This is a genomic window from Lederbergia panacisoli, from assembly GCF_024626525.1.
GTDB lineage: Bacteria > Bacillota > Bacilli > Bacillales > Bacillaceae_C > Lederbergia > Lederbergia panacisoli.
The window spans coordinates 556,777-577,817 of sequence record NZ_JANJGU010000001.1; the positions used below are offsets into that span (position 1 = coordinate 556,777).

At 35.7% G+C, this 21,041-nt stretch carries 21 protein-coding genes and 1 tRNA gene; 12 read left to right on the forward strand and 10 right to left on the reverse strand.

Annotation, left to right across the window (positions count from 1 at the left end; genetic code table 11):
- Positions 1–123 precede the first annotated feature (123 nt).
- Positions 124–1,413, reverse strand: coding sequence for a trigger factor (gene tig / locus NQ185_RS02765; protein ID WP_257579994.1), 1,290 nt, complete (start codon positions 1,411–1,413; stop codon positions 124–126).
- A gap of 147 nt (positions 1,414–1,560) precedes the next feature.
- Positions 1,561–2,571 (reverse strand): tetratricopeptide repeat protein, encoded by a 1,011-nt coding sequence (locus tag NQ185_RS02770; RefSeq protein WP_257579995.1) that lies wholly within the window; start codon positions 2,569–2,571, stop codon positions 1,561–1,563.
- A gap of 135 nt (positions 2,572–2,706) precedes the next feature.
- On the opposite strand from NQ185_RS02770, the gene NQ185_RS02775 reads away from it, so the two are divergent.
- Positions 2,707–2,780, forward strand: a tRNA-Arg gene (locus tag NQ185_RS02775).
- 133 nt (positions 2,781–2,913) lie between these two features.
- Complete coding sequence (locus NQ185_RS02780; protein ID WP_257579996.1) at positions 2,914–3,945, forward strand: tyrosine-type recombinase/integrase; 1,032 nt, start codon at positions 2,914–2,916, stop codon at positions 3,943–3,945.
- Between the two features lie 103 nt (positions 3,946–4,048).
- Here the strand turns inward: NQ185_RS02780 and NQ185_RS02785 are convergent, their stop codons facing one another.
- The 3 genes from NQ185_RS02785 to NQ185_RS02795 are packed head-to-tail and all read right to left on the reverse strand — an operon-like array spanning position 4,049 to position 5,805.
- Entirely contained in the window at positions 4,049–4,693 is a 645-nt protein-coding gene (locus NQ185_RS02785) for a hypothetical protein (protein WP_257579997.1), read from the reverse strand.
- A gap of 52 nt (positions 4,694–4,745) precedes the next feature.
- Positions 4,746–5,228: a ribonuclease H family protein gene (locus NQ185_RS02790; RefSeq protein ID WP_257579998.1), complete on the reverse strand. Its 483-nt coding sequence runs from the start codon at positions 5,226–5,228 to the stop codon at positions 4,746–4,748.
- A 7-nt stretch (positions 5,229–5,235) separates the two neighbouring features.
- Positions 5,236–5,805 carry a hypothetical protein gene (locus NQ185_RS02795; protein ID WP_257579999.1) on the reverse strand — a complete coding sequence of 190 codons (570 nt, stop codon included), beginning with the start codon at positions 5,803–5,805 and terminating at the stop codon, positions 5,236–5,238.
- Between the two features lie 96 nt (positions 5,806–5,901).
- Here NQ185_RS02795 and NQ185_RS02800 point away from each other — a divergent pair, with 96 nt between their 5' ends.
- Positions 5,902–6,822, forward strand: coding sequence for a sigma factor-like helix-turn-helix DNA-binding protein (locus tag NQ185_RS02800; protein ID WP_257580000.1), 921 nt, complete (start codon positions 5,902–5,904; stop codon positions 6,820–6,822).
- 1,239 nt (positions 6,823–8,061) lie between these two features.
- Here the strand turns inward: NQ185_RS02800 and NQ185_RS02805 are convergent.
- Both NQ185_RS02805 and NQ185_RS02810 read right to left on the reverse strand, forming a co-directional pair.
- On the reverse strand, positions 8,062–8,511 hold the full coding sequence (locus NQ185_RS02805; protein WP_257580001.1) for a hypothetical protein: 450 nt from the start codon (positions 8,509–8,511) through the stop codon (positions 8,062–8,064).
- A 15-nt stretch (positions 8,512–8,526) separates the two neighbouring features.
- The gene (locus NQ185_RS02810; protein WP_257580002.1) at positions 8,527–8,820 is read right to left on the reverse strand and encodes a helix-turn-helix domain-containing protein; all 294 of its coding nucleotides are present in this window, start codon (positions 8,818–8,820) and stop codon (positions 8,527–8,529) included.
- Between the two features lie 498 nt (positions 8,821–9,318).
- Here NQ185_RS02810 and radC point away from each other — a divergent pair, with 498 nt between their 5' ends.
- From radC to NQ185_RS02840, 6 genes are all read left to right on the forward strand, one after another.
- Positions 9,319–9,924 carry a RadC family protein gene (radC, locus tag NQ185_RS02815; RefSeq protein WP_257580003.1) on the forward strand — a complete coding sequence of 202 codons (606 nt, stop codon included), beginning with the start codon at positions 9,319–9,321 and terminating at the stop codon, positions 9,922–9,924.
- Between the two features lie 196 nt (positions 9,925–10,120).
- Positions 10,121–10,684 carry a tyrosine-type recombinase/integrase gene (locus NQ185_RS02820; protein WP_257580004.1) on the forward strand — a complete coding sequence of 188 codons (564 nt, stop codon included), beginning with the start codon at positions 10,121–10,123 and terminating at the stop codon, positions 10,682–10,684.
- Between the two features lie 11 nt (positions 10,685–10,695).
- Positions 10,696–10,977, forward strand: a complete 282-nt coding sequence (locus tag NQ185_RS02825) for a hypothetical protein (protein WP_257580005.1) — start codon at positions 10,696–10,698, stop codon at positions 10,975–10,977.
- Positions 10,956–11,165 carry a hypothetical protein gene (locus NQ185_RS02830; protein WP_257580006.1) on the forward strand — a complete coding sequence of 70 codons (210 nt, stop codon included), beginning with the start codon at positions 10,956–10,958 and terminating at the stop codon, positions 11,163–11,165. Before NQ185_RS02825 ends, NQ185_RS02830 begins: the two co-directional genes overlap by 22 nt.
- A gap of 145 nt (positions 11,166–11,310) precedes the next feature.
- Positions 11,311–12,312: a DUF3231 family protein gene (locus tag NQ185_RS02835; RefSeq protein WP_257580051.1), complete on the forward strand. Its 1,002-nt coding sequence runs from the start codon at positions 11,311–11,313 to the stop codon at positions 12,310–12,312.
- A gap of 92 nt (positions 12,313–12,404) precedes the next feature.
- The gene (locus tag NQ185_RS02840; protein ID WP_257580008.1) at positions 12,405–12,866 is read left to right on the forward strand and encodes a hypothetical protein; all 462 of its coding nucleotides are present in this window, start codon (positions 12,405–12,407) and stop codon (positions 12,864–12,866) included.
- Between the two features lie 676 nt (positions 12,867–13,542).
- Here the strand turns inward: NQ185_RS02840 and NQ185_RS02845 are convergent.
- Both NQ185_RS02845 and NQ185_RS02850 read right to left on the reverse strand, forming a co-directional pair.
- Positions 13,543–13,767, reverse strand: a complete 225-nt coding sequence (locus NQ185_RS02845) for a hypothetical protein (RefSeq protein ID WP_257580010.1) — start codon at positions 13,765–13,767, stop codon at positions 13,543–13,545.
- Between the two features lie 38 nt (positions 13,768–13,805).
- The gene (locus NQ185_RS02850; protein ID WP_257580011.1) at positions 13,806–14,417 is read right to left on the reverse strand and encodes a hypothetical protein; all 612 of its coding nucleotides are present in this window, start codon (positions 14,415–14,417) and stop codon (positions 13,806–13,808) included.
- 1,215 nt (positions 14,418–15,632) lie between these two features.
- Between NQ185_RS02850 and NQ185_RS02855 the strand changes: the two genes are divergently transcribed.
- Entirely contained in the window at positions 15,633–17,618 is a 1,986-nt protein-coding gene (locus NQ185_RS02855) for a hypothetical protein (protein WP_257580012.1), read from the forward strand.
- 706 nt (positions 17,619–18,324) lie between these two features.
- Here the strand turns inward: NQ185_RS02855 and NQ185_RS02860 are convergent.
- Positions 18,325–19,761 (reverse strand): arylsulfatase, encoded by a 1,437-nt coding sequence (locus NQ185_RS02860; RefSeq protein WP_257580013.1) that lies wholly within the window; start codon positions 19,759–19,761, stop codon positions 18,325–18,327.
- A gap of 103 nt (positions 19,762–19,864) precedes the next feature.
- Here NQ185_RS02860 and NQ185_RS02865 point away from each other — a divergent pair, with 103 nt between their 5' ends.
- Both NQ185_RS02865 and NQ185_RS02870 read left to right on the forward strand, forming a co-directional pair.
- Complete coding sequence (locus NQ185_RS02865) at positions 19,865–20,479, forward strand: chromate transporter (RefSeq protein ID WP_257580015.1); 615 nt, start codon at positions 19,865–19,867, stop codon at positions 20,477–20,479.
- 9 nt (positions 20,480–20,488) lie between these two features.
- Positions 20,489–21,040 (forward strand): chromate transporter, encoded by a 552-nt coding sequence (locus NQ185_RS02870; RefSeq protein WP_308784462.1) that lies wholly within the window; start codon positions 20,489–20,491, stop codon positions 21,038–21,040.
- Position 21,041: the final 1 nt, after the last annotated feature.

Sequence of the window (21,041 nt, forward strand, 5' to 3'; positions counted from 1 at the left end):
AAAACATTCAAAAAACATCCATATTTATTCCAGTTATGTATTCGCTTTGGATAAAACAAGGCACGAACATTACCGTGCCTTGTTTATCTTGAGTCTTATATCTTATGTTAGTGTTAGTTATTATTATGCACCAGTTTTGCTGTTTTCAACAAGAAATTCAACTGCTTTTTGAACTTTTAAGTCTGCTTTGACGTTTTCCAAGTTTCCGCTAAGAAGTTTCTTAATTTCTTCAAGATCCATTTGGTAAGCTTCAGCCATTTTATTCATTTCTTCGTTAACGGATTCTTCGCCAACTTCAATATTTTCTGCCTTAGCGATAGCTTCTAACGTTAAGTTTGTACGCACGCGTTTTTCTGCATCTTCTTTCATTTGAGCGCGTAGAGCATCTTTGTCTTGGCCTGAGAACTGGAAGTAAAGATCAAGATTCATTCCTTGCATTTGTAAACGTTGTTCAAACTCCTGCATCATTCTGTCAACTTCAGTTTCCACCATGATTTCTGGAATTTCAACTTCAGCATTTTCAGTTGCTTTCTCTACAAGCTCGTCGCGGAGTTTTTGCTCTGCTTCGTTTTTCTTGCTCTCAGTTAAGCGATTTTTAATGGATGCTTTCAAATCATCAAGAGTTTCTGCTTCTTCATCCACATCTTTCGCAAATTCATCATCAAGTTCAGGCAGCTCTTTCGATTTAATTTCATGAACTTTAACCTTAAATACGGCTGGTTTTCCAGCTAATTCCTCTGCATGGTACTCTTCAGGGAATGTTACTTCTACATCTTTCTCTTCGCCAGCCTTTAAGCCAACCAATTGATCTTCAAAGCCTGGGATAAATGAACCTGATCCAATTTCTAGAGAGTAATTTTCAGATTTACCTCCTTCAAATGGTTCCCCATCAACATAACCATCAAAGTCAATGACAACCGTATCTCCTTGAGCAACTTCGCCTTCTTCTTTTACGACTAGCTCAGCTTGGCGTTCTTGGAGTCTTGTTAATTCAGCGTCAACATCTTCATCTGTAACGTCAGTGTTCATTTTTTCCGCTTCAAGACCTTTATATTCACCTAGCTTCACTTCAGGCTTTACTTGAACAGTCGCTTTAAAAATAAGTTCTTTCCCTTTTTCCATTTGCTCAATCTCGATGTCAGGGCGATCAATTGGCTCAATGCCTGTGTCTTCAATAGCCGCTATGTATGCATCCGGCAAAATTGCATCTAGTGCATCTTGGTATAGACTTTCCACTCCAAAGCGTTTTTCAAACATTGATCTTGGAATTCTACCTTTACGAAATCCTGGAATATTTACTTGCTTGGACACTTTTTTAAATGCAACCTCTAGACCATTTGTTACTGTTTCAACATCTACTTCTACTGTTAAAACACCTTTATTTCCTTCAAGCTTTTCCCATTTTGCGCTCATATTCATTACCTCCAACAATATATAATCGTTTCTTAATTTTCTATTTTATAGAAACTGCCGTATGTAAAACCACTTTCGGATTATGTATCCACAGTTCGGCATAACCATTATATTATACCACAGCTTGAATCCTTTCAACAATTGTAGTCATAGAATAGGCGAAGAAATTTCTTCTAAAGTTAATAAATAGGAAAAAGCATTAACCATTTCTTCACTATTCACCCCGAAATTATTCGCTATTTTTTCTTTATTCCATTGTTCTCCATACAACTCATATCCCATACAACGATAAGCTGCAGCCCATAATTTTGGATCAGTCTTACCTAATTCAAATGGATAAAGAATAAAAGCGTGCCTGTCATTCATTTCTTTTAGCTGTTCTAACAATACTGGATTGTGATCTCCCAAGTGGTATTCAAGGTTTTTATTTATTTCTACAAATAAAGGAATATCATGAACTTGTAAAAGATTAGCCGGAATAAATTCACCTTCAAATGTTAGTTTTTTTACATACACGACTTTTTCAATTTTATTTTCACGTAATACATTTAGCACAATCGTTTTTAGAAAAGGGTGTGTACTATTGTCTGAAAGCATATTAATTAATGAATCTAAATAAGGATGAATATTTTTATCAGCGAGACTACCCAATTGGATTGTTTGCTCATACAAGTCAGTACTATTAAAAATACCTGGGTCCATTGAAAATTCATCGGAATAATCATGTTTACCATTTTCAACAACTTTTTTACTTAATTGTAAAAGAGTTAAAAAATGCTCAGCCTTATGTGCTGGCACTTCTTTTTCATCAAATAAAGCCTCTATCGTATCAATTACGTATTGATGCTCATTTAATTGAATTAAAATCATTAAATAGACATCAATGATTTCAAAATAATTACCGATTCCTTCTCGCAAAACTTCCTCAGCTACAATTCTCGCTTCCGCGTAATCTCCGTTTTCGTATAAGGCTGCAAGAAAAGCTGAATTGATATGAGGATCTGGATCACTCATTTCCTTGGCCCGACGGAGTAATTGTACCGCTTCATCAAAATTATGCGCTTCTAAACAAGCAATCCCTTTTTCATAATATCTTTGTTTTAAACCCGGGAATGGTATAACTTTACCTGTTTCGTGATCACTTTGATCTCGTTTCATGATAGTACCGCCCATCATAAATAATTGAAAATAGTTTAACAAATCATGGAAAAGAAAACAAATTACTTCTTTTTTTAATTTTTCTATTGACTTTATTTCGCATCCTTCCTATAATGAAAAATGTCTTAATTAATTGTCCCAGTAGCTCAGCAGGATAGAGCAACAGCCTTCTAAGCTGTGGGTCGGGAGTTCGAATCTCTCCTGGGACGCTAATGAAAAGGGCGATAAAGCCCGCCAAATCAACCTTTTACATCGCATAGTGAAACGGTCAGTACAACGGTCACCTAAGAAATTACACCCGTTATTGACTTATATCACTTTCGATATAGGAGGTTTTTTGTTGTGACCAAAAGAAAAGGATTATTAGATGTTGAAGTTGATGTAAGAGGATTATTAGGTGGATTAACTGAAACTAGTTCACCCGCTAAAAAAGCGAAAGCAAAAACAAAACAGCATGAGGTAAATAACGGCGCCATGTTGATTTCTGATGCTCTTGATACCATTAAAAGGCAAATGAAGGTAAGTGGCAATAGGAGCCGAACCATAAGTGATTATGTTCTTCATGTAGAGCATTTTCAAAGCATAACAAATGTAAAATATGTTGAGGATATTACCGCCGCCGCCATATATAAATGGTTAGATAGTATGAACGTTAGTAATCAGACAAAATTAATTCGATTGAAATGTCTAAAGGCTTTCCTTTCCCGCTGTTTTGATAATGGTTGGATTCAAATAAAGTTTTGGAAGACCATTAATATTAAGATTGACCAAAAGGTTAAAGAAGGCGCCACAGAGCGTGAAGTTAATGTATTGCTCTCTTTACTAGACCTTAGTAATTTCATTCAATTAAGGGATGCTGTGGCCGTCCTAGTGATGTATAAAACAGGTATTCGAATTGGTACATTGACTCAACTTGAAGAACGTCATATAGACTTCAACAACAATGTGCTAAATTTAGAAGGTAGCATAATGAAAAATCATCAGCAAATTAAATTGCCTTTTAATGACTTACTGAAACAACTGTTAGGTATACTTATAAAACAGAATGCCGTGATTAGAAATGCATATGGTAAGAAAAATAGCTTGGTATTTATTACAAAATACGGTGATGTTATTTCAACCTCCCCAACTCATAATAATATCCAGAAGCGGCTAAATAAATATTCCAAGATGTATGGTTTAAAAAATATCAATCCTCATGCTTTAAGAAGGGGATTTGCGAAATCATTGCTTGATAAAGGGGCAAACATTGCAATGATATCTAAGGCATTGGGGCATAGTGATTTATCTGTAACTACAAAATACCTGCACTTGGATGTTGATGAAGTGGCAAATAACCTTCGTTCATATTTAGGGGACGATGAAAATGATTAATTAGCCCGCCACTAGCGTTATAAAAGATAAGATAGGAAAGCCATCTGAGAAGTGTTAAATGCATCAGGTGGCTTTTCCATTTGTAAGGAGTGGGCTTTTATGTCTAACTGGACAGTAGTTCCAATGGATGCTGCTCGTAATGAATCCATGCATAGTTGATTACCTTGTTCAGAAGGAGTTCAACTTGTGCATTATCATATACAATCCAATTACCAATCTTTTTACCCTTTGATAGGTCTAGCGGCATTTCAATCGCATTCATGATTGGATTCTTGTGTCGAAAGTCTTTCTTTTTACGAAACCATAAAGAGCGTTGAGTCTCCACATAACATAAAATGTTGTATTCGTTGCCGCCAAGCATTACTTTAAAATCAATTCCACAATTTACATCATCATAAGAACAGTAGGAAACATCATCAAAAATATTGGATTCCCTTACTAATTGAAAAAAGTGAATCTCTCTTGCTAGGGAAGGATAAGAGCGGAACAGGCGGGCTGTAACGGCTGTCTCATCATATCCTTTTAATGCTTCAAAATGTACAAGGAAATAATAGGAAACAAATGTGTGTTGAGAAGGAAATGTCCTATAAGTGCAAATATAGCCCCATAATGTGTACATCATATTAGGAAAGCTACGGGCAAATTCAATCTTATTATCTTTCTCAGCGATGAACTGAGGAGATTCCGATGTTATTGCATCAATAATGTGATGGGATGAAATGGGTACGCCTTTTATTAAATCAATCATATATTTTCCCCGCTACTAAGTTGTTTGTATTTGTATACTCTACTGTTGTAAGTTAAAAAAGTTTAGCCATGCTATGCACATCAATATTTAAATCACATTGCTGTTGAATTGCGAGTTTGGCCAATCTGTCACATTCCTCAATATATGGATTGTTGCCGTCAGCACCTATAAATAAAAACTGGATTTCATGGTGCTGTATCAGTTCAAGTAGTTCCATCCATAAGTCCTGATTTTCTATCCTTTTCCCCTTGGCATTCTTCCAACCTTTTTGAATCCACCTAACATGCCAACTGTTTACAAAGCAATCAACAATGTATTTTGAACAACAAAACAATGTTATTTTATGCTCCTCTTTAAGCTTCTTTAGGACTTCAATACATGCAAATAGATGCATTCTGTTATTGGTACTTTCCTTAATATAGGAAGATAAGGCGACCTCTTTCCCATCTTCCTTATTAACAATGATTGCTGCCCATCCTCCTGGTCCAGGGTTCCCAGAACAGGCACCGTCTAAATAAATGGTTAATTCCTTCATTTTTCCTCTACTCCTTTCTCGCAAGTTGTTGTAATGCCAACTGCGCCCTTTTGCCCATACTAATCTTGTCGTTGATAATATGAGTTTGATACTCAATAAGTTTTACTAATCCGTATAATTCAGGATAGCTGAGTTTAAGGTGTATTGTTTCTGGTACTGAAAAGTCTTGGAAGTCTATAAGTTCTTTTCCTTCCCTTCGAACATTAATATCAATAGTAAGTTCGTAATCAGGGTGGTGGAAAGTAGTATCTGATATTTCCACCATACTTTTTCCAATGAAAAAGGGTACAGGATTATTAGCATAATAATCATCGGAAAAGACTTCGACTGGAACACCATAAAAATTTGCTAAGCCTTTAAGGGTATTCATTGTTGGTTCTGGTTGTTTTTCCTCTAAATAATGAAGCCCTTGATAGGATAGAACCTCACTATTTTCCACTACACGTTTTTTGGAAAACTCCTTTGGGAACAGTTTGTTTAATTCCAATCGAATATACTTTAACCTTTGAGCATTATTCATTGCAGAAAGAAGCTTCAGCTCCTCGTTTGCAATCGTTCTTCCTTCATTTAATGACATATCCATCACCTCTAAATAAAGAATAATATTAATTGACATAAAAGGCAAGTGTTTTATAATATTGTTATAAAGTACCTTATATAAAGAGGGGTTAATATGAAAACTGAAGATGAAAAATTCATGAAAGCTGTTGAAAACTTTTGCAAAGGAATGACTATCTTTATAAAGCAACTAATGAGGGTACACCTTAATATTGAAAGAAATGGAACTTCAGGCATTCTGAAAATAGGGTCAACGGATAGTCTACTATTAATGCAACAACAAGTAGTTCAACATCGCCTTGATAAAGTTTCATTGGAATATGGCTTGCAGAATGCTGCTGATGAGCTTGCAAAAAAGGAATTGCTTCAATTAAGTTACCTTTTTGATACTTCATATACAGGAAGAATCAATAAACCAAGTCCTGAATCCGTATATGATAACATTGCGGTTCAATACTGTATTCATAATGCCATTGTCAGCAATCTGAATGGGGTTTATGATGGAGATTTCAATCAGTATAAGGAAGATGCGTTCCAAGAGGCTTTTTTCATGGTTAATGAGCTAATAAAGCCATTTTTAAAGGAAGGAAGCGCAGTAAAAGAAACCGATAATGAATTATTTTGGAAATTTATCATGCATATAAAGAAGATGCTACCTAGAATGATGCGGCATTGGTATTTGACCAAAATAAAGCATTTTAAATACAGAAGAAAAGTGGTTGAGAAGCAAAAAAGGTATGAAAAGGTAAAAATATTATCTTTGGATTATAAAAAGCATCAGATGAAAACAAGCATGATTCCAACAAGCACACTGGCAGATAAATATGGTGGGCCGCTAGCAGAACAAACATATGATACATTGATTCAGATTGTGAAAGAAAATAATACACAATATGCTGAGTACATGAACAAACATTATTACGAGGGTAAGACACACCGAGAGATAGCTGTTGAATGCGCAACAAAGGAAGGAACAGTGAAGTCTGGAGTATCCAGAGGGGTTAACTACTTAAGAAATAAATTTCATGTTTCTTAAAATAAGTGCAACCATTTATTCAATTGTGCAACTATCTAATAAGTGAAGATAGCTTTTCACTACGATGTAACATTATATGGTACAGAGCAACTAAACAAGTAATCTACCGATTTAGGTAGCTGTACCTCTCATAGTTACTTTTAAAGGCTTAGTTAATTGTTTGATATTAATTAGGCATTGGAGAGTTACTTCTTAGCATAAAGATACCTAGAGAATGAAAGAGTCACTACAATTAGAAACCCAATGGATTATTATTGGGAAGGTCTGTTCAAAACAAATAGATAAAAATAGGGAGGACATACTCTATTCCTCGCCAGTTATTCATCATTAAAGGCATCTTTAAGTACCTTTAAATGGAGTAGGACACATCTTCCAATCAGATAGCCATTCGCCATATACAGTTAGTCAATCGACTTTCTACAAACATGGTAGGCTACTGTGGAGAAGCCAAGTCTCGTACTGAAAGTAGAAGTAATTTCACCATAGGAGCTAAAAAATACTCCCAATATCTGTGAGCAATAATATAGCTGTGAAGGGTTCCGATGGAGTTTCATGCCCAGGGGGTACCTGTGAGAAGGTTAAAAACCTTCGGATGTCCTTCGGCTGCCTACCATGCTCCATATGTGGTGGGTATCCGCTTATGTAGTACACACGCCAACACCATAGAACCCAAAAGAGAAGCTTCGACCATGTCTTAGTAAATGGTTGTTCCGCTTCGCTTCACAAGTTTTTTCAAAACGCTTCACTGAAAAAACCGAGCCATTGACAAAGCCACTCACCACCCATTGCGGTAATCTTACCGACGACCACATACTCAAAAGGGCATGAATAGGGCTTCTCGCCGCTTTTCTAGTCTAATAGGTGTGAGGGGAATGAGGTCGCCGCAGTGCCCACCTTACCCCTTCAAGACCTTGGGCGCTGCCCAAACCCGACCTCAGAGCCAAACCTCAAAAGGGGAAACCCTTCACCTTAAAAAGTGTCGGTAAGCTATAAGGTGAAATCATCCTTGTAAAAGGGAACGGGGAGTACATCTATAATTGGGGTCTTTGTGGGCTTCTAGAAGTAAGTCTGTACCGTTTGAAGGGTGATAGGTAGGTTTATCCCTGTTAAGCAACATAAGCCACTTTATCCTGTGTTCTAAGCATTCTCTTTCACCATTCGAAAGGTCTGGGTTATCTAGTTGACGTTCAAATCTTGAAACAATATCTTTCCAATCCATCATGTTTAATCATCCTTTCTTTATTTATGCCAGCCTTGGGCAAGAATTCGGGCTTCCCCGCCTAATGCACTACGAGCATTCAGTTTAGAGCCTTGAATGGCTTGAACGGCAGCCTGACGCATTGTAAGGGCTTGGCGGGTGTCTTGGTAGTTACCGCCCACGATTCCCTGCATATGTTGCCGATTCCATTCATTGACCTTTTGTTTATGAGTGTTTTTAATCGCCGCTGCTACCATTGGTAGAGTAGTAGCAGCCAAATGAGTACCCATAACCCATGGTGCAGTAGCCCATAAAGCAGCAGAAGCACCGCTTCTTAATGCAGCAGTTGAAAAGTCATCACCAGCAGCCATATTCATAGGTACATCAATGGCGGCGAACATTAGATTCCCTTTCATGAATTTACTCATTGCCTTATTCATGGATTCAGCACCAGCTATATTGCCACTATGAAGATTTCTCCAATCAGCCATATACAATCATCCTTTCTACCAATCTTGGCTAACAGGACCAATGAATTCCTTATCGTGGTACATTTCGCAATACAGGTACTGTTTAACACGCTCAAGGTACTTGTAAGGCACTCTGCGTTTGCCGTTCTCAATCTCAGATATCGTACTTACGCCCATACCGATAATGGCTGCTAGTTCTGTTTGTGTGAAGTTGTCATGAACTCGCTTTACCTTTAATTGTCGGTGAATTGGGAGACTTGCAGCATCAATAATCGGCTGTTTTAGGAGGTTTAACAACTCTAATTCTTGCATTGCTTCATTAGCATACACATTTATCATATCCTTTGCTTTACAGTTTATTTTTAAGGAGTTGCCGCCCAGTTAAGAGCGGCTAGGAGAGGGAAGGGCATTACCTCGCTTACAGAAATAACGTAACCACTTAATACAGGACTGTAAAGGGTTTTTTCTACTTTTTAGAAGTTTTTTGACTATATATTTTTAATGAATAATGAAAGGAGGTGATGCTTATCCAAACTTAAGGAAATGCAGCTATTTAAAGGAGGTGAATTCAATGTGAAAGGCATGTGAAGGATATCTGATAATGGAGGAAAGTATATGTTAGCTAAAAAAAGCATACTGGAATGAAGCCCTTAGAGTGCGTTTTGCATTTGAGGGCTATTTTTGTGCAAAAAAAGATGAGCCGCTGGAACGGACTCATCACAAAAAAACTAAGTAGGTACATCATACAAAAAAATATGAAATCAATCAATGGGAGAGACATACATTCGTCTCTCCTTTTTTTATTTCAATTAATTGGAGGAATTACTAATGAAAACATTTGATAAATTAACTTTTAAACAATTATTATCTACTACTATCCGTGAAAAGGACGACAGCTACATTGTAAGTGAAATTTTCAGCCGTTTCGCTTCTTTTCAGGAATTATTGGATGTTACAGAGGAAGAGTTGCTATCAATCAAAGGAATCGGAAAAGTAAAAGCTCAGCAAATTATAGCAGCATTGAAGTTAGCCAGATTAAACCCTAGTACGGCAGAAGAAAGATTTGTAATTAGAAGCCCACAGGATGCCTACGATTATCTTAGGGACATGCAGTACCTTGCACGTGAGGAATTTGTAGTGTTAGGACTTAACACCAAAAATGAAATTATGTTTAGGCAAACGGTGTTCAAAGGTTCCTTAAATGCTTCAATTGTGCATCCTCGTGAGACTTTCATACCGTTGATTAAAAGATGTTGTGCAAGTGCCATCGTTGCTCATAATCATCCATCAGGGCAGCCTGCACCTTCAAGGGAAGATATAGAAGTGACTAAGCGCCTTGCAGAGGTAGGAAAAATAGTGGGTATAGAAATTTTGGACCACCTTGTGATAGGAGCAGAGAAATACATCAGTTTAAAAGAAAAAGGATACCTATAAGAAAATGCTGGGGGACTACCTGAATGGTAAGTCTCCTATTAGGTTTATTTCAGTGTAAGAAAATAGCCAAAATCATACACCCATTTACTTGGTATTACTGGGATAGTGCCCTTTTTGGTGCTATCTCATTTTTATATAAAAAAATCATACACTCATTTTATTGATTTTACTGACTTGAAAGGAGATGGGAGAAAAAATGACAACAAAAGCAGAGGTATATGATGTTCAACCCATCAGAAGCAAAGAAAAACTGGAAGATATGAAATGGAGCTTAAAGAAATGGTGCGGCCAGCGGGATTACATTCTCTTTCTAATTGGCATCAATACAGGGTTGCGGGTTGGTGACCTTGTGAAACTCAAAATAAAGCAGATAAAGGGAAAGAAGAAAATTACGGTTAAAGAAGGAAAGACCAAAAAGCCAAGAGTGATACAGCTTACAAATATCTATGATGAAATACAGGCTTATATAAAGACATTGGAAGGCGCAGAATGGCTTTTCCCCAGCCGCCAAGGAAATAGTCATATAACAACCACGCAGGCATACAGGCAACTTGTAAAGGCTGGGAAGATGGTTGATATGGAGGATGGCATTGGAACCCATACCATGCGTAAAACATTCGGTTACTGGTTTTATAAGCAGACGAAAGACATTGCTAAGCTGCAAGAAATCCTGAATCACTCAAAGCCAGAAATCACGAAGCGGTATATCGGTATCACTCAGGAAGAAATCGAAGACAGTTTGAATGAATTTGTATTATAGGAGGACGAAGCATGAAAACAATAGCAATCGACATCAAACATTCAGTATTTGATAACGAAACAGAAGCGATTATGTACGTTACTAAGGATATTTATTCAGATAGTTTTATTGTGGCCATTCCAGTTATTACGTTTTCATGGGAAGTCGCAGACGAAAGAGACCTTGATTATTTACTACGGTTTAATGTTTTCGGGGATAGAGACAGGAAAGAACGATTAGCCGCAGCAATAAGGAAAGGAATCGCACAACTTGAACAAGGAGGGGCTCTAATATGCGGTCACTTTCAGAAATAAACCAAGCATATGAGGAAATCATTCACGGTGTATCAAAAGAGCCGCTCAAAAGCCGCAAATTAGCCGACTTGATGGATGAAATGGAAAGGACATACAAGGTACCAATTTTGAGAAACGAATCATGGGAGAGCCAAAATAGGACCGTTATAGCGTTGTATAGAAAAATTAGTATGAGCCGCTCCCTCTAGTCCGAGAGAATATAAAAAGAGCTAGGGAGAATACCCCTAGCTTCTAGCATAATATACGGTTATTTGGAAAGAATAACTAAGCATTAGAGGTATTACTTTCAATTACTATTATTTGTAGTAAATACAAAAAATGGAGGCTTATATCATGACTCAGCAACAGGCTTTAAGTTCTAGTGAATTAGGGACATTGTGGATGACCTATCAGCAAAAAACAATGATACAGAGAATGCTTGAATATTTTATTGAACAAGCAGAGGATAATCGAGCTAAAGAGATTATGCAAAATACTCATAAGAAAATTATTAACTATCTTGAAGATATAAAAAACATCCTCAAAAATGAAGGTGCTGTTATTCCAATCGGATACACAGAGCAAGATGTTAATATTGGTGTGCCTAAGCTGTATGACAATATGTTTGATATTATGTTTCTTCGTCTTCTCAAAGAAATAAGTATGGGATTACATACTCTCCATATAAATATGGCCTATCGCAAAGATATCGTGCTTCTTTATAAGGAATTAACTTCATTTACTCAAAATGTTTACGATGAATGCGTGGACTATTTGCAAGAGAAAGATGTTTTACCACGCCCTCCTGCTTTAACTATGCCAAAAACAGTTGAGTTTGCTGATGGAACTAATTATATGAGTGGTTTTAACTTGTTTTCTGAAAAGCGAGCATTGAATACAGTTGAAGTAGCACATCTATACCATTCAATTGAATCAAATATTATTGGAATGCAATTGATAACGGGGTTCGCACAAGTGGCAAATGAACCTGAAGTAAAAAAATACTTCATAAAAGGAAAGGAATTGGCAAAAAAAATTGTAACTGACAATACTCAATTATTTCTTCAGAGTGATATTCAACCACCTTCAACGTGGGGGGCAAATGCAACAGACTCAAAGGTAGCTCCTTTTTCAGATAAATTAATGTTGTACTGTACCAGTCTATTTTGCAGTTTTGGTTTAGGAAGCAGTGCTCTTGGAACAGCATTTAGTTTACGAAGTGACCTCCCATTAAAAATGGTTAGTGAAGCAAAAGACATATTAACTTATGGGCAGGACGGTGGTAAAATCATGGCGAAAAATGGTTGGCTTGAAGAACCTCCTTCAATGCAGGATAGGAACAAATTAACTAAATAATCAAGATGAGATTACTTTAATAATACAAGTTCTCCTGAATAGTAAGGAGTTCAAAAACACCGAGATGAATTAGCCAAAAAGATGTGAATATAATGTCAAAAGAAAGACGAATTGAAAAAGTCCTTTGGAGTATTGCGTTACCTGGATTCGGACAACTTTTAAATGGTAAGTTTCTAAAAGGACTACTTTTAATTGGATTAGAATTTTTAATCAACGTTCAATCAAATTTTAACAAAGTGATTATTTATAGCTTTCAAGGTGATATTCAATCAGCTATTAACCATGTTAATTATGAATGGCTTATGTTTTATCCTTGTCTTTACTTTTTTTCTATATGGGATGCTTTTAAAGATGCGGGGGGAGCAAAAAAACACTATTCGTTTCTTCCCTTTGTATTTGGAGCATACTTTGTGACTACAGGATTGATTTATTCATCAAGATTAAAGCTATTTGGTGTGTTATTCGGTCCTGTATGGTTGCCAATGTTATTTTTGATTCCAGGTCTATTAATTGGATTAGTTATTCAAAAAATCATGATTCAAACTTTAAAATAAGGATGCTATATTTATTCGAGTTTTCCCCTCATTACACACGCAGCAGCATAAATAAATATGCCTTTTAGCCATGAACGTAATAATACCAATGGTTGAAGGGCTTATTTTAGCTTGATAGCACTTTATTTATGAATGGTATACGCCGTTCTATCTGGGAGGGAAAAGCCATTAATTCATGAATAGTCACAGCGTAAATTATATTATTGAATTGAAAAGCATGTACTATTATAATAGGAAATAAGTCAATCGGTCTAAGTTCGAAAAGTGACCGTTATACATGAACGTGGATGAATAGCGATATATAAGGTAGCTCAGCTGGATAGAGCATACGCCTTCTAAGCGTACGGTCGGGAGTTCGAATCTCTCCTGGGACGTACATGATAAATCGCCAAACCTAAAGATACATATAGGATTGGCTTTTTTATTTTTTTCATATACACTTTAGTATAGTAAGGAAAAATTGTTTACGAGGGCAGTTTGGGGTCGGATTGATTTTTACTAAGTTTTCCACTAAATTTATACTACTCTTCCAATCTATTTCAAGGCATTAATTAATTCAAGTTGAACCTTTTTGTTTATATAGCGTTTGTCCGGGACAAAGTTCTTGTTTAACTCGTCTTACCATGCGGGGATACACGTTATCATAGTTTTCTGTCCTTCTGTATTATCAATGTTGTCAATTTGTTTGATAACGAAAATAACTGCCTATGTCTTTATTAACAACTCGAATTTCTTTTTTGACATGTTTGGCACGCTCTTCACCAGAGTCCACAGTATATACAAAAGGCTCACTAGCTACACTGTTTAGCTCAACTCTAAACGGTGCGCTAATAAGCTCTGTCCATTCGGATATGACTTTTATAAGAAAGTCATATTGACTGAAGAAGTGTTTCTCGGACAATAATGTTATCTACTTCTTAAACTACTGTAATAAAACTTCTATTCAATACCATGGATATAGGTCATATATTCCAGCAAATCAATAGAATCAGAACTAGAGTTAATTTTCTCATCTATAAACTGCTTCAATTTCTCCACAACTACTTTTTCATTTTCACTCAAACTTGAACTATCTTTAACATAATTATCTATTGCAGAGTTAGCTAAACTTTTAACGTCTATAGGTTCATTAAAAAATGCTTGTTTATAAATAATGGCATTTACTAATGGCATCATAATTTTTGCAGCATTTGCATCTAATAATTCAACATCCATTTTCGCTAAATTAGATTTTGTTTCCTGATAATCATCCATCAGATTATTTCTTTGTTTTTCCAATTCAGAGATTTCTTTCAAATAAAAAGCTTTTTCTTCTGCCAAACTCAGATTTTTATTTTCCAGATTTTTGTTTTTTTCTTGTAATAGGATTGTTTCTTTTTTTAAGTTAGCAAAAATCAAATGTGGTTTAAGTGTATGAAAATAAGTGATAATAGCTAACCCTAAACCTAGGATAGTAATACAACCACATACTACTCCAAAATGCAATGCAAAACGTTCATAGCTTATAGAACTTGTACATCTTTTATTCCTTTTAAATAGATTCCATTTCAATCATATCACCCCAAAGTGTAATTATAGTTAATCAAGGTCGATATGACTATATTATTTTAATAATATCCTTCTGAATACGCTAACTCAGTTGCATGACTCGCCTTCAACTCAACATGTCAACCTCCAACTAAAACATACTATTTCTAATGCGATTGACACAGCTATATCCCCAATATTCAAAAGTATATCTCGTTTAACGTAATTCATTTCCAACAAGCTATATTCGAGTTCAAATGCGATTTTCTTAATGTGAAACGTTTTTAATTGTTCAATGTACCAGTTGTCGACTCTATCCGGTTGATAGTTTTATCATAAAACGATTGTGCACAATCCTTATTGTTTGGCAATATTAAAAGCTCTGGATTAATCTCATGAATTTTTATAGTCATATGATGAATAAAGGTATGTTGTATCCTGTAACGCTTTCCGTTTAAAATATCAAACCAACTGAGCAAATATCTCTTATATCAGCAAAACCAACCCTACCAATGACAGTAGATCCCTTTAACACAGGTGGAGGTGGTAATGGTTGACCAGTGGCTAAACGATCTCTTTATAGGTAGCTACTTCTTTTTTGCATCTTCTTGCGGACCATCTTCAACTTCATCATAGTTATACAAACGACAAATGAAGGAAAGGAAATCTTTATCAACTATTTCTCCTATCAAGACCATTCTTGCCTTTTTTTCAAATCATCAAACATAGCCATGTTGTGGTATAGCTAATTTTAGCCCCTGGCACTTTACCCTGAGATGTTGTATAAACATTTATATTATTATAACCTTCAAATTCATGAGATTTATAAAATGCAGCACCCACCCCCAGCACGCTTAACATCTTTAGTCCTTGTTTTGGAAGTATTATATTAAATGACGGACCTAGTTTTTTTATGTTGTATTTTAGTCATTGTCCACAAGGAAGAGTCTTTCTGTATGCTCCTCTGATGTTGCAACTAACTAGACATTATAGTTTTTTATACAATGATCTTTGGATACCATATTAAAGAGTTGGGAGCCAATATAACGGAGATATCTAAGGCACTCGGACACAGTAACTTATCACTTGGATAAGGAAAAAGTAGCGGGGAATCTACGTATTTTTATATAATTTTTATACGTCGAGAATACTAAGGTCGGCGTTTCTTAATGGTATTATAGTAATGACTCTTATTTTATAAAATCAAACTGTAGCTTGAAATGTATGAGGAGGAAAAGAATGGAATGCACAGCTTGTAAGATTAAAGAATCTATACCATACTGTTTGCAACGGAATTCAAATGGTGCTTTTTGTATAGATTGCTGTAAGAAATTACGGTCTTGGGATTTATGTGATACTAACTGTGTGAACTTTCCTAAAGAGGCATCTCATGCTCCGCTTATAAAAGGATTAGAACTCACCCGCGTTTATGATGGACATACACATAAGTTTGTCGAAGATATGTTTTTACCAAATATTTTTAATCAGTTATATTGCGAAGTTTCTCTTTGTCAAGTTAATGTATTTGAGCCAAATCATATAGAAGTCGATTTAATTTTTAAAATCAAAGAATTTACAAAAGTAAATAAGGAAGAGTATTTGAAAGACGAATGGAAAATTGCCGAAAATGGTGATAATTTAAGAGGTCTGGTTCCGATTCTTCAAATTTATACATTTGAACACGGCTCATCAAATGTTATCCATAACTCATTCAGCATAGATAATCACCCATTTATGAGGTACGATATATCATCCTATCACTTTAGAACTTGGCAACCATTTTCGTTTGCTAAAAATGATTATATTAATGTCAAAGAAAAAGAAGAGTTTCAGGAAGATGTAATTATTGGTAGAGTAGTTGAAGGTGAAGGGTTCTTTGGCAAAAACGACACTATATGGACTGAGCTTATTATAAATAAGGATTATAAATTAACATTAAATATTAGTTATAGTAACTTAATAATTGATAGGAAGAAGCAACAGGTTAAAATCCCGTTTGGATTATATTTTCCTTTTAAATTAGTCAATTATTTAGATTATAAACTTATATTATGGGATGATTTAATTGTAGAAGAAGATTCGAAATACACATTGATTATTCCAAAAAAAATGAGAGATGAACAGTTATTTGTAATACCGCTCGAAAGTAATATGAACTTTATTGAGGGCGGAGGGTATTATGAAAATGATCTTTTAGGAGTGGATAGTAAGTTCCACTACGATAGATATTGTATATTTCATCATAATTTAATATTAAAAGTAGATAATGGATTTGTTGTAAATTCAAAAGTTTCAAAGTTTCCATTAATGACTGGTCTATATAAATCAATGAAAAGATTGTATGAAGGCAAATATGCACCTGCATACGTTAACTTAATAAATTCATCAAATAAAGTTCGAAAGGTAAAATTAATAGCTAAAATACAAGGGCTTTCTAAAAAGTATGAACTAAATCTAAATTTACGACCTCATGAATATAAGTGTCTTCCTATTCTTCCTACATTAGATGACAAGAAGATAGTAGAAATTAATGAAATAACAACAGAAAGCTTAGAAATTAATATTTATGAAAACCATAATAGAGTTTATTCAGAAACACATGAAATAATTGTACATCCAGTTGAAAGTTTCATCTATAATTTCCAAGACAGGGGTTATTCTTTTAAGACTTACCTTTATCAATTGTTAGCATGTTACTGTACACCTCACACTAGAGAGATTGAAAGGATAATATCAGAAGCATCAAAGTTAGTTGGAAATATTATGGGTACATTATCAAATAACTTTGACAAAATAATGAAAGAATTAGAAGCTATATATAATGTATTATCAAAAGATATGTCATATGTAACTAGATCTTTCAATTTCTCGTTAGAAAACATGAATGACACCCAAAGAGTTAGTTTACCTAGCACGACACTGAGATTGAAATCAGGGAATTGCATTGACTTGTCATTATTATTAGCTAGTACTTACGAAGCATGTAAACATGAAGTAGAATTAGTATTGATACCAGGACACGCGTTTTTGGCAGTTAATGTAACAAGTATGTGGATATATATTGAAGCGACTTGTCTAGGAAACAGTGATTTCAAAAAAGCAATAGAAGTTGGTACTTCCCAATTTGAGAAATACTTTAGTATGAATAATCAACCTAAAGATAGCAATTCAAGAAGGGTTTCGATTAAGCTTGCAAGAGAAAACGGGATCCTTCCATTTGAGTAGATATTTTATCATTCAATAACTTTCTTATTGGCTATTAATTTAGGGATTGTTAAGTAAAAAAGTGCTACAATCCGTGTCACTACGGCAAACGGCTCGGCTTGGTATGGAAGGTACTATTGAAACTCGACGGGGTCATGCGTTCTCATATTGTTGCCGTTAGACTCCGAGAAGGGCTACTATAATAAGGCGGGGCAATAGCTCCGTCTTTTTCAATGACACAGACGCTGCTAATCAATGTGGCAAACGAGCCAGCACTAGAGGCGGAGACACGAGGTAAGATGGCTTTAACTAGGTATGAACGTCGTTAACCCATTTAACAGGTACGAGCAACTCCTATCGCAAAACAAAAAGATCGGGCAGTTATTCGAGTCGGTAACCGAAAGTCCTTACTCGAAGGAGCCGCAGAGATTAGGAGCTTAATTAAATGTGGGGCAGTTAATGGAGTTGACAATAGTGTCTTGAGTACGCTTCGATAACGTGCCAACAAATAAAATCCTTCCATTGATGTTATGAGCGAAATAATGAAATCGGTCGAAATGGTCTAAAGTTCGGAAATTGATCAACTCTAAGGTATTTCAATGACCGCAAATACCACGCTTTTGACTTGTGCCACTTAGTCTCGTTCAGAAGTTCGAATCTGCCCTAGGACTTACGAAAGCGATTCACCGATAAATGTTTAAATAACTTTTATCGGCGAATTTTTGTTTTAATTAGATTCTAGTATTGATTTTGATTTACATCCTACAATCAATTCTGTACCATCTGAATATCCTTCTTCACGCCCCGCTAGTTCTTTTATAAGTATTCTTCGTAAACGTGAAATTCTTTTATTATTATGAATCACATTATTCAGTTCCTGCGGATCCTCTTCAAGATCAAAAAACTGCTCTTCTCCTGTTTGAGAATACCAAATATATTTTTCTTTTCCATTGACGATAAAATGATGTGATAAATCCCCATATGTATGTTCTCCATGTATATATTCTCTCCAGCCGGCATCCTGACCTTTAGCTAATGGAATCACACTTTTCCCTTCTACCGTTTCAGGAATTTCTGAATCCGCGGCATTTAGTAATGTTGGCATAATATCTCTAAGTTCCACAACTTTGTCACAAGTTGTTCCTTTTTTTATGCCAAGAAGATTACCTGGATCAGACAGAATGAAAGGCACTTTTGCACTGCCTTCATAAGCAAGTGATTTTGCTAGAAAGTTATGGTCTCCAAGAAGTTCACCATGATCTGAAACAAATAAAATGACGGTATTATGATAAAGTTGATATTCAATTAAAGACTGAATGAATCTGCCAATTTGATCGTCAATATGGGCAATTAATGCATAATACGCAGCTCTTGCTCTTCTTAGTCGTTGTTTAGGAACAATTCCCCTTCTTGATGTTGGGAGCAATCCATCTCCATTATCATCCTTTTTAACCCAATCTCCTATAACTGGCTCGTCCATTTCCATACTCATATAATAATCAAAATATGTTTTCGGTGGATCGAATGGTGGATGCGGCCTCACGAATGACATTTTTAAGAAAAATGGTTTCCTAGGATCACGGCGTCTTAAAAAGTCGATAGATTGAGTGACAACCCAATTTGTCGGGTGATATTCCTCAGGCAAATGCCATGGACGACTCATGGCCGACGCATTACAATCCAATCCAATATCCGTTAAATCTTTGTGTCCGCCAAGGCGCTCACGGAGCCACGGTAAATAATCATCGGTTTGTTCAAATGACTCTTGATAAGGCGTGTTTTTAAAGCGACTATGATGTAAGTATCCATCGTGAAGTACTACATTATGAAAACCGCATAAATTCCTTGAAGGATAAACATGCATTTTCCCCACACATTGAGTATGGTAGCCTGCTTTACTCATTTCTTCGGGAAGCATATGAGGATAATCCCATGAAACTCGATCCTGATACCCTACTCTTCCGTGTGATTTTTGCGACATTCCCGTTAAAACCGCTGCACGTGCGGGAATGCATGTAGGCGTTGCTGAGTATGCATTTGTAAACGTAACACCTTCATGAGCCAACTGATCAATATTAGGTGTTTCAACAATTGGATGTCCTGCCGAGCTCAAACAATCAAATCGCATTTGATCTACCATAATCATTAAAATATTTGGTTTCATTTTAAACTCCTTATCTCATTTTCTATTATAATAATACTTTTTACCAAAATGGACAAAAGTGTGTTAATATATAACTAATGAAAAAACATAAGGTGATAGACATATGAGTCCAAACTGGAAATTAGTCTTGCAAATCTTTTTGACATTTTTAAAAATCGGACCTATTACTTTCGGCGGCGGTTATGCAATGATTCCGATGATCGAAAGAGAGGTTGTCACTAAAAAAAACTGGATACAAAGCAAGGATGTCGCTGATATATTCGCCATTGCGGGTTCAGCCCCCGGTGCAATCGCTATTAATTCCGCTGTTTTTATTGGTTATCGTATTGCAAAAATTAAAGGGGCTTTTGCGGCGCTTTTAGGAATCCTTCTCCCTACCTTTTTGATTGTTATTATATTAAGCATTACCTTTATTTATGTTAGAGAGAATCCCATTATTGATGCAGCCTTTCAAGGAATTCGTCCAGCTATTGTTGCATTGATAGCTTTTGCAGCGTATAAAATTGGAAAAACAGCTCTTTATGATAAAACTTCTATTGTTACAGCTGCCTTGACTATTGCAGCCTTGTTTTATTTAAATATTCACCCCGCTTTCATTATTTTAATTGGCCTTTTTATAGGCATTATCCTCGTAAAAGTTAAAAATAAATTAGGATTTGCGACTAAACTAGAAAAAGAAGATGAGGCCAAAGTAAAAAATATTTTTCTACCTAAATAACTCCAAGGGGTGTCATCATTGATCCTAATAGATTTATTTTTAACATTTTTAAAGATTGGCTTCGTCTCCTTTGGAGGGGGATATGCGATGATTCCCGTCATAGAGGCGGAAGTCGTCAGTAAACACGGGTGGATGACTACACAGGAATTTACAGATGTCATCGCAGTCGCTAGCATGTCCCCGGGGCCAATCGCAACGAATAGTGCCGTATTCGTTGGATATAACACGGCTGGGTTAGCTGGAGCAATTTTTTCTACTTTAGGCTCTGTGCTTCCCTCAATCATTATTATCTTGATTATAGCAATGTTTTTCTATCAGATGCATGAACATAAATTAGTTAAGTCTGCTTTTTATGGATTACGTCCCATTATTACAGGACTTATTTTATATGCTGCTATCCGTTTTGCGATTTCAAACAATGTCATTGGCGCTATTTCCGTTCATACGATTACTCTTTTTGCGATTTTCAGTTTATCTTTATTTGCATTAATTCGTCTAAAAATGAATCCAATTCTTGTCCTTTTTATTTCCGGAATTGCTGGTATCATATTCTTTACTTAGA

What these genes read in the sequence shown, in the direction of transcription:
- tig (WP_257579994.1), bottom strand. Translation starts at nt 1,413, where the DNA reads ATGAGCGCAAAATGGGAAAAGCTTGAAGGAAATAAAGGTGTTTTAACA.
- NQ185_RS02770 (WP_257579995.1), bottom strand. Translation starts at nt 2,571, where the DNA reads ATGAAACGAGATCAAAGTGATCACGAAACAGGTAAAGTTATACCATTC.
- NQ185_RS02785 (WP_257579997.1), bottom strand. Translation starts at nt 4,693, where the DNA reads ATGATTGATTTAATAAAAGGCGTACCCATTTCATCCCATCACATTATT.
- NQ185_RS02790 (WP_257579998.1), bottom strand. Translation starts at nt 5,228, where the DNA reads ATGAAGGAATTAACCATTTATTTAGACGGTGCCTGTTCTGGGAACCCT.
- NQ185_RS02795 (WP_257579999.1), bottom strand. Translation starts at nt 5,805, where the DNA reads ATGTCATTAAATGAAGGAAGAACGATTGCAAACGAGGAGCTGAAGCTT.
- NQ185_RS02800 (WP_257580000.1), top strand. Translation starts at nt 5,902, where the DNA reads ATGAAAACTGAAGATGAAAAATTCATGAAAGCTGTTGAAAACTTTTGC.
- NQ185_RS02805 (WP_257580001.1), bottom strand. Translation starts at nt 8,511, where the DNA reads ATGGCTGATTGGAGAAATCTTCATAGTGGCAATATAGCTGGTGCTGAA.
- radC (WP_257580003.1), top strand. Translation starts at nt 9,319, where the DNA reads ATGAAAACATTTGATAAATTAACTTTTAAACAATTATTATCTACTACT.
- NQ185_RS02820 (WP_257580004.1), top strand. Translation starts at nt 10,121, where the DNA reads ATGACAACAAAAGCAGAGGTATATGATGTTCAACCCATCAGAAGCAAA.
- NQ185_RS02825 (WP_257580005.1), top strand. Translation starts at nt 10,696, where the DNA reads ATGAAAACAATAGCAATCGACATCAAACATTCAGTATTTGATAACGAA.
- NQ185_RS02830 (WP_257580006.1), top strand. Translation starts at nt 10,956, where the DNA reads ATGCGGTCACTTTCAGAAATAAACCAAGCATATGAGGAAATCATTCAC.
- NQ185_RS02835 (WP_257580051.1), top strand. Translation starts at nt 11,311, where the DNA reads ATGACTCAGCAACAGGCTTTAAGTTCTAGTGAATTAGGGACATTGTGG.
- NQ185_RS02840 (WP_257580008.1), top strand. Translation starts at nt 12,405, where the DNA reads ATGTCAAAAGAAAGACGAATTGAAAAAGTCCTTTGGAGTATTGCGTTA.
- NQ185_RS02855 (WP_257580012.1), top strand. Translation starts at nt 15,633, where the DNA reads ATGGAATGCACAGCTTGTAAGATTAAAGAATCTATACCATACTGTTTG.
- NQ185_RS02860 (WP_257580013.1), bottom strand. Translation starts at nt 19,761, where the DNA reads ATGAAACCAAATATTTTAATGATTATGGTAGATCAAATGCGATTTGAT.
- NQ185_RS02865 (WP_257580015.1), top strand. Translation starts at nt 19,865, where the DNA reads ATGAGTCCAAACTGGAAATTAGTCTTGCAAATCTTTTTGACATTTTTA.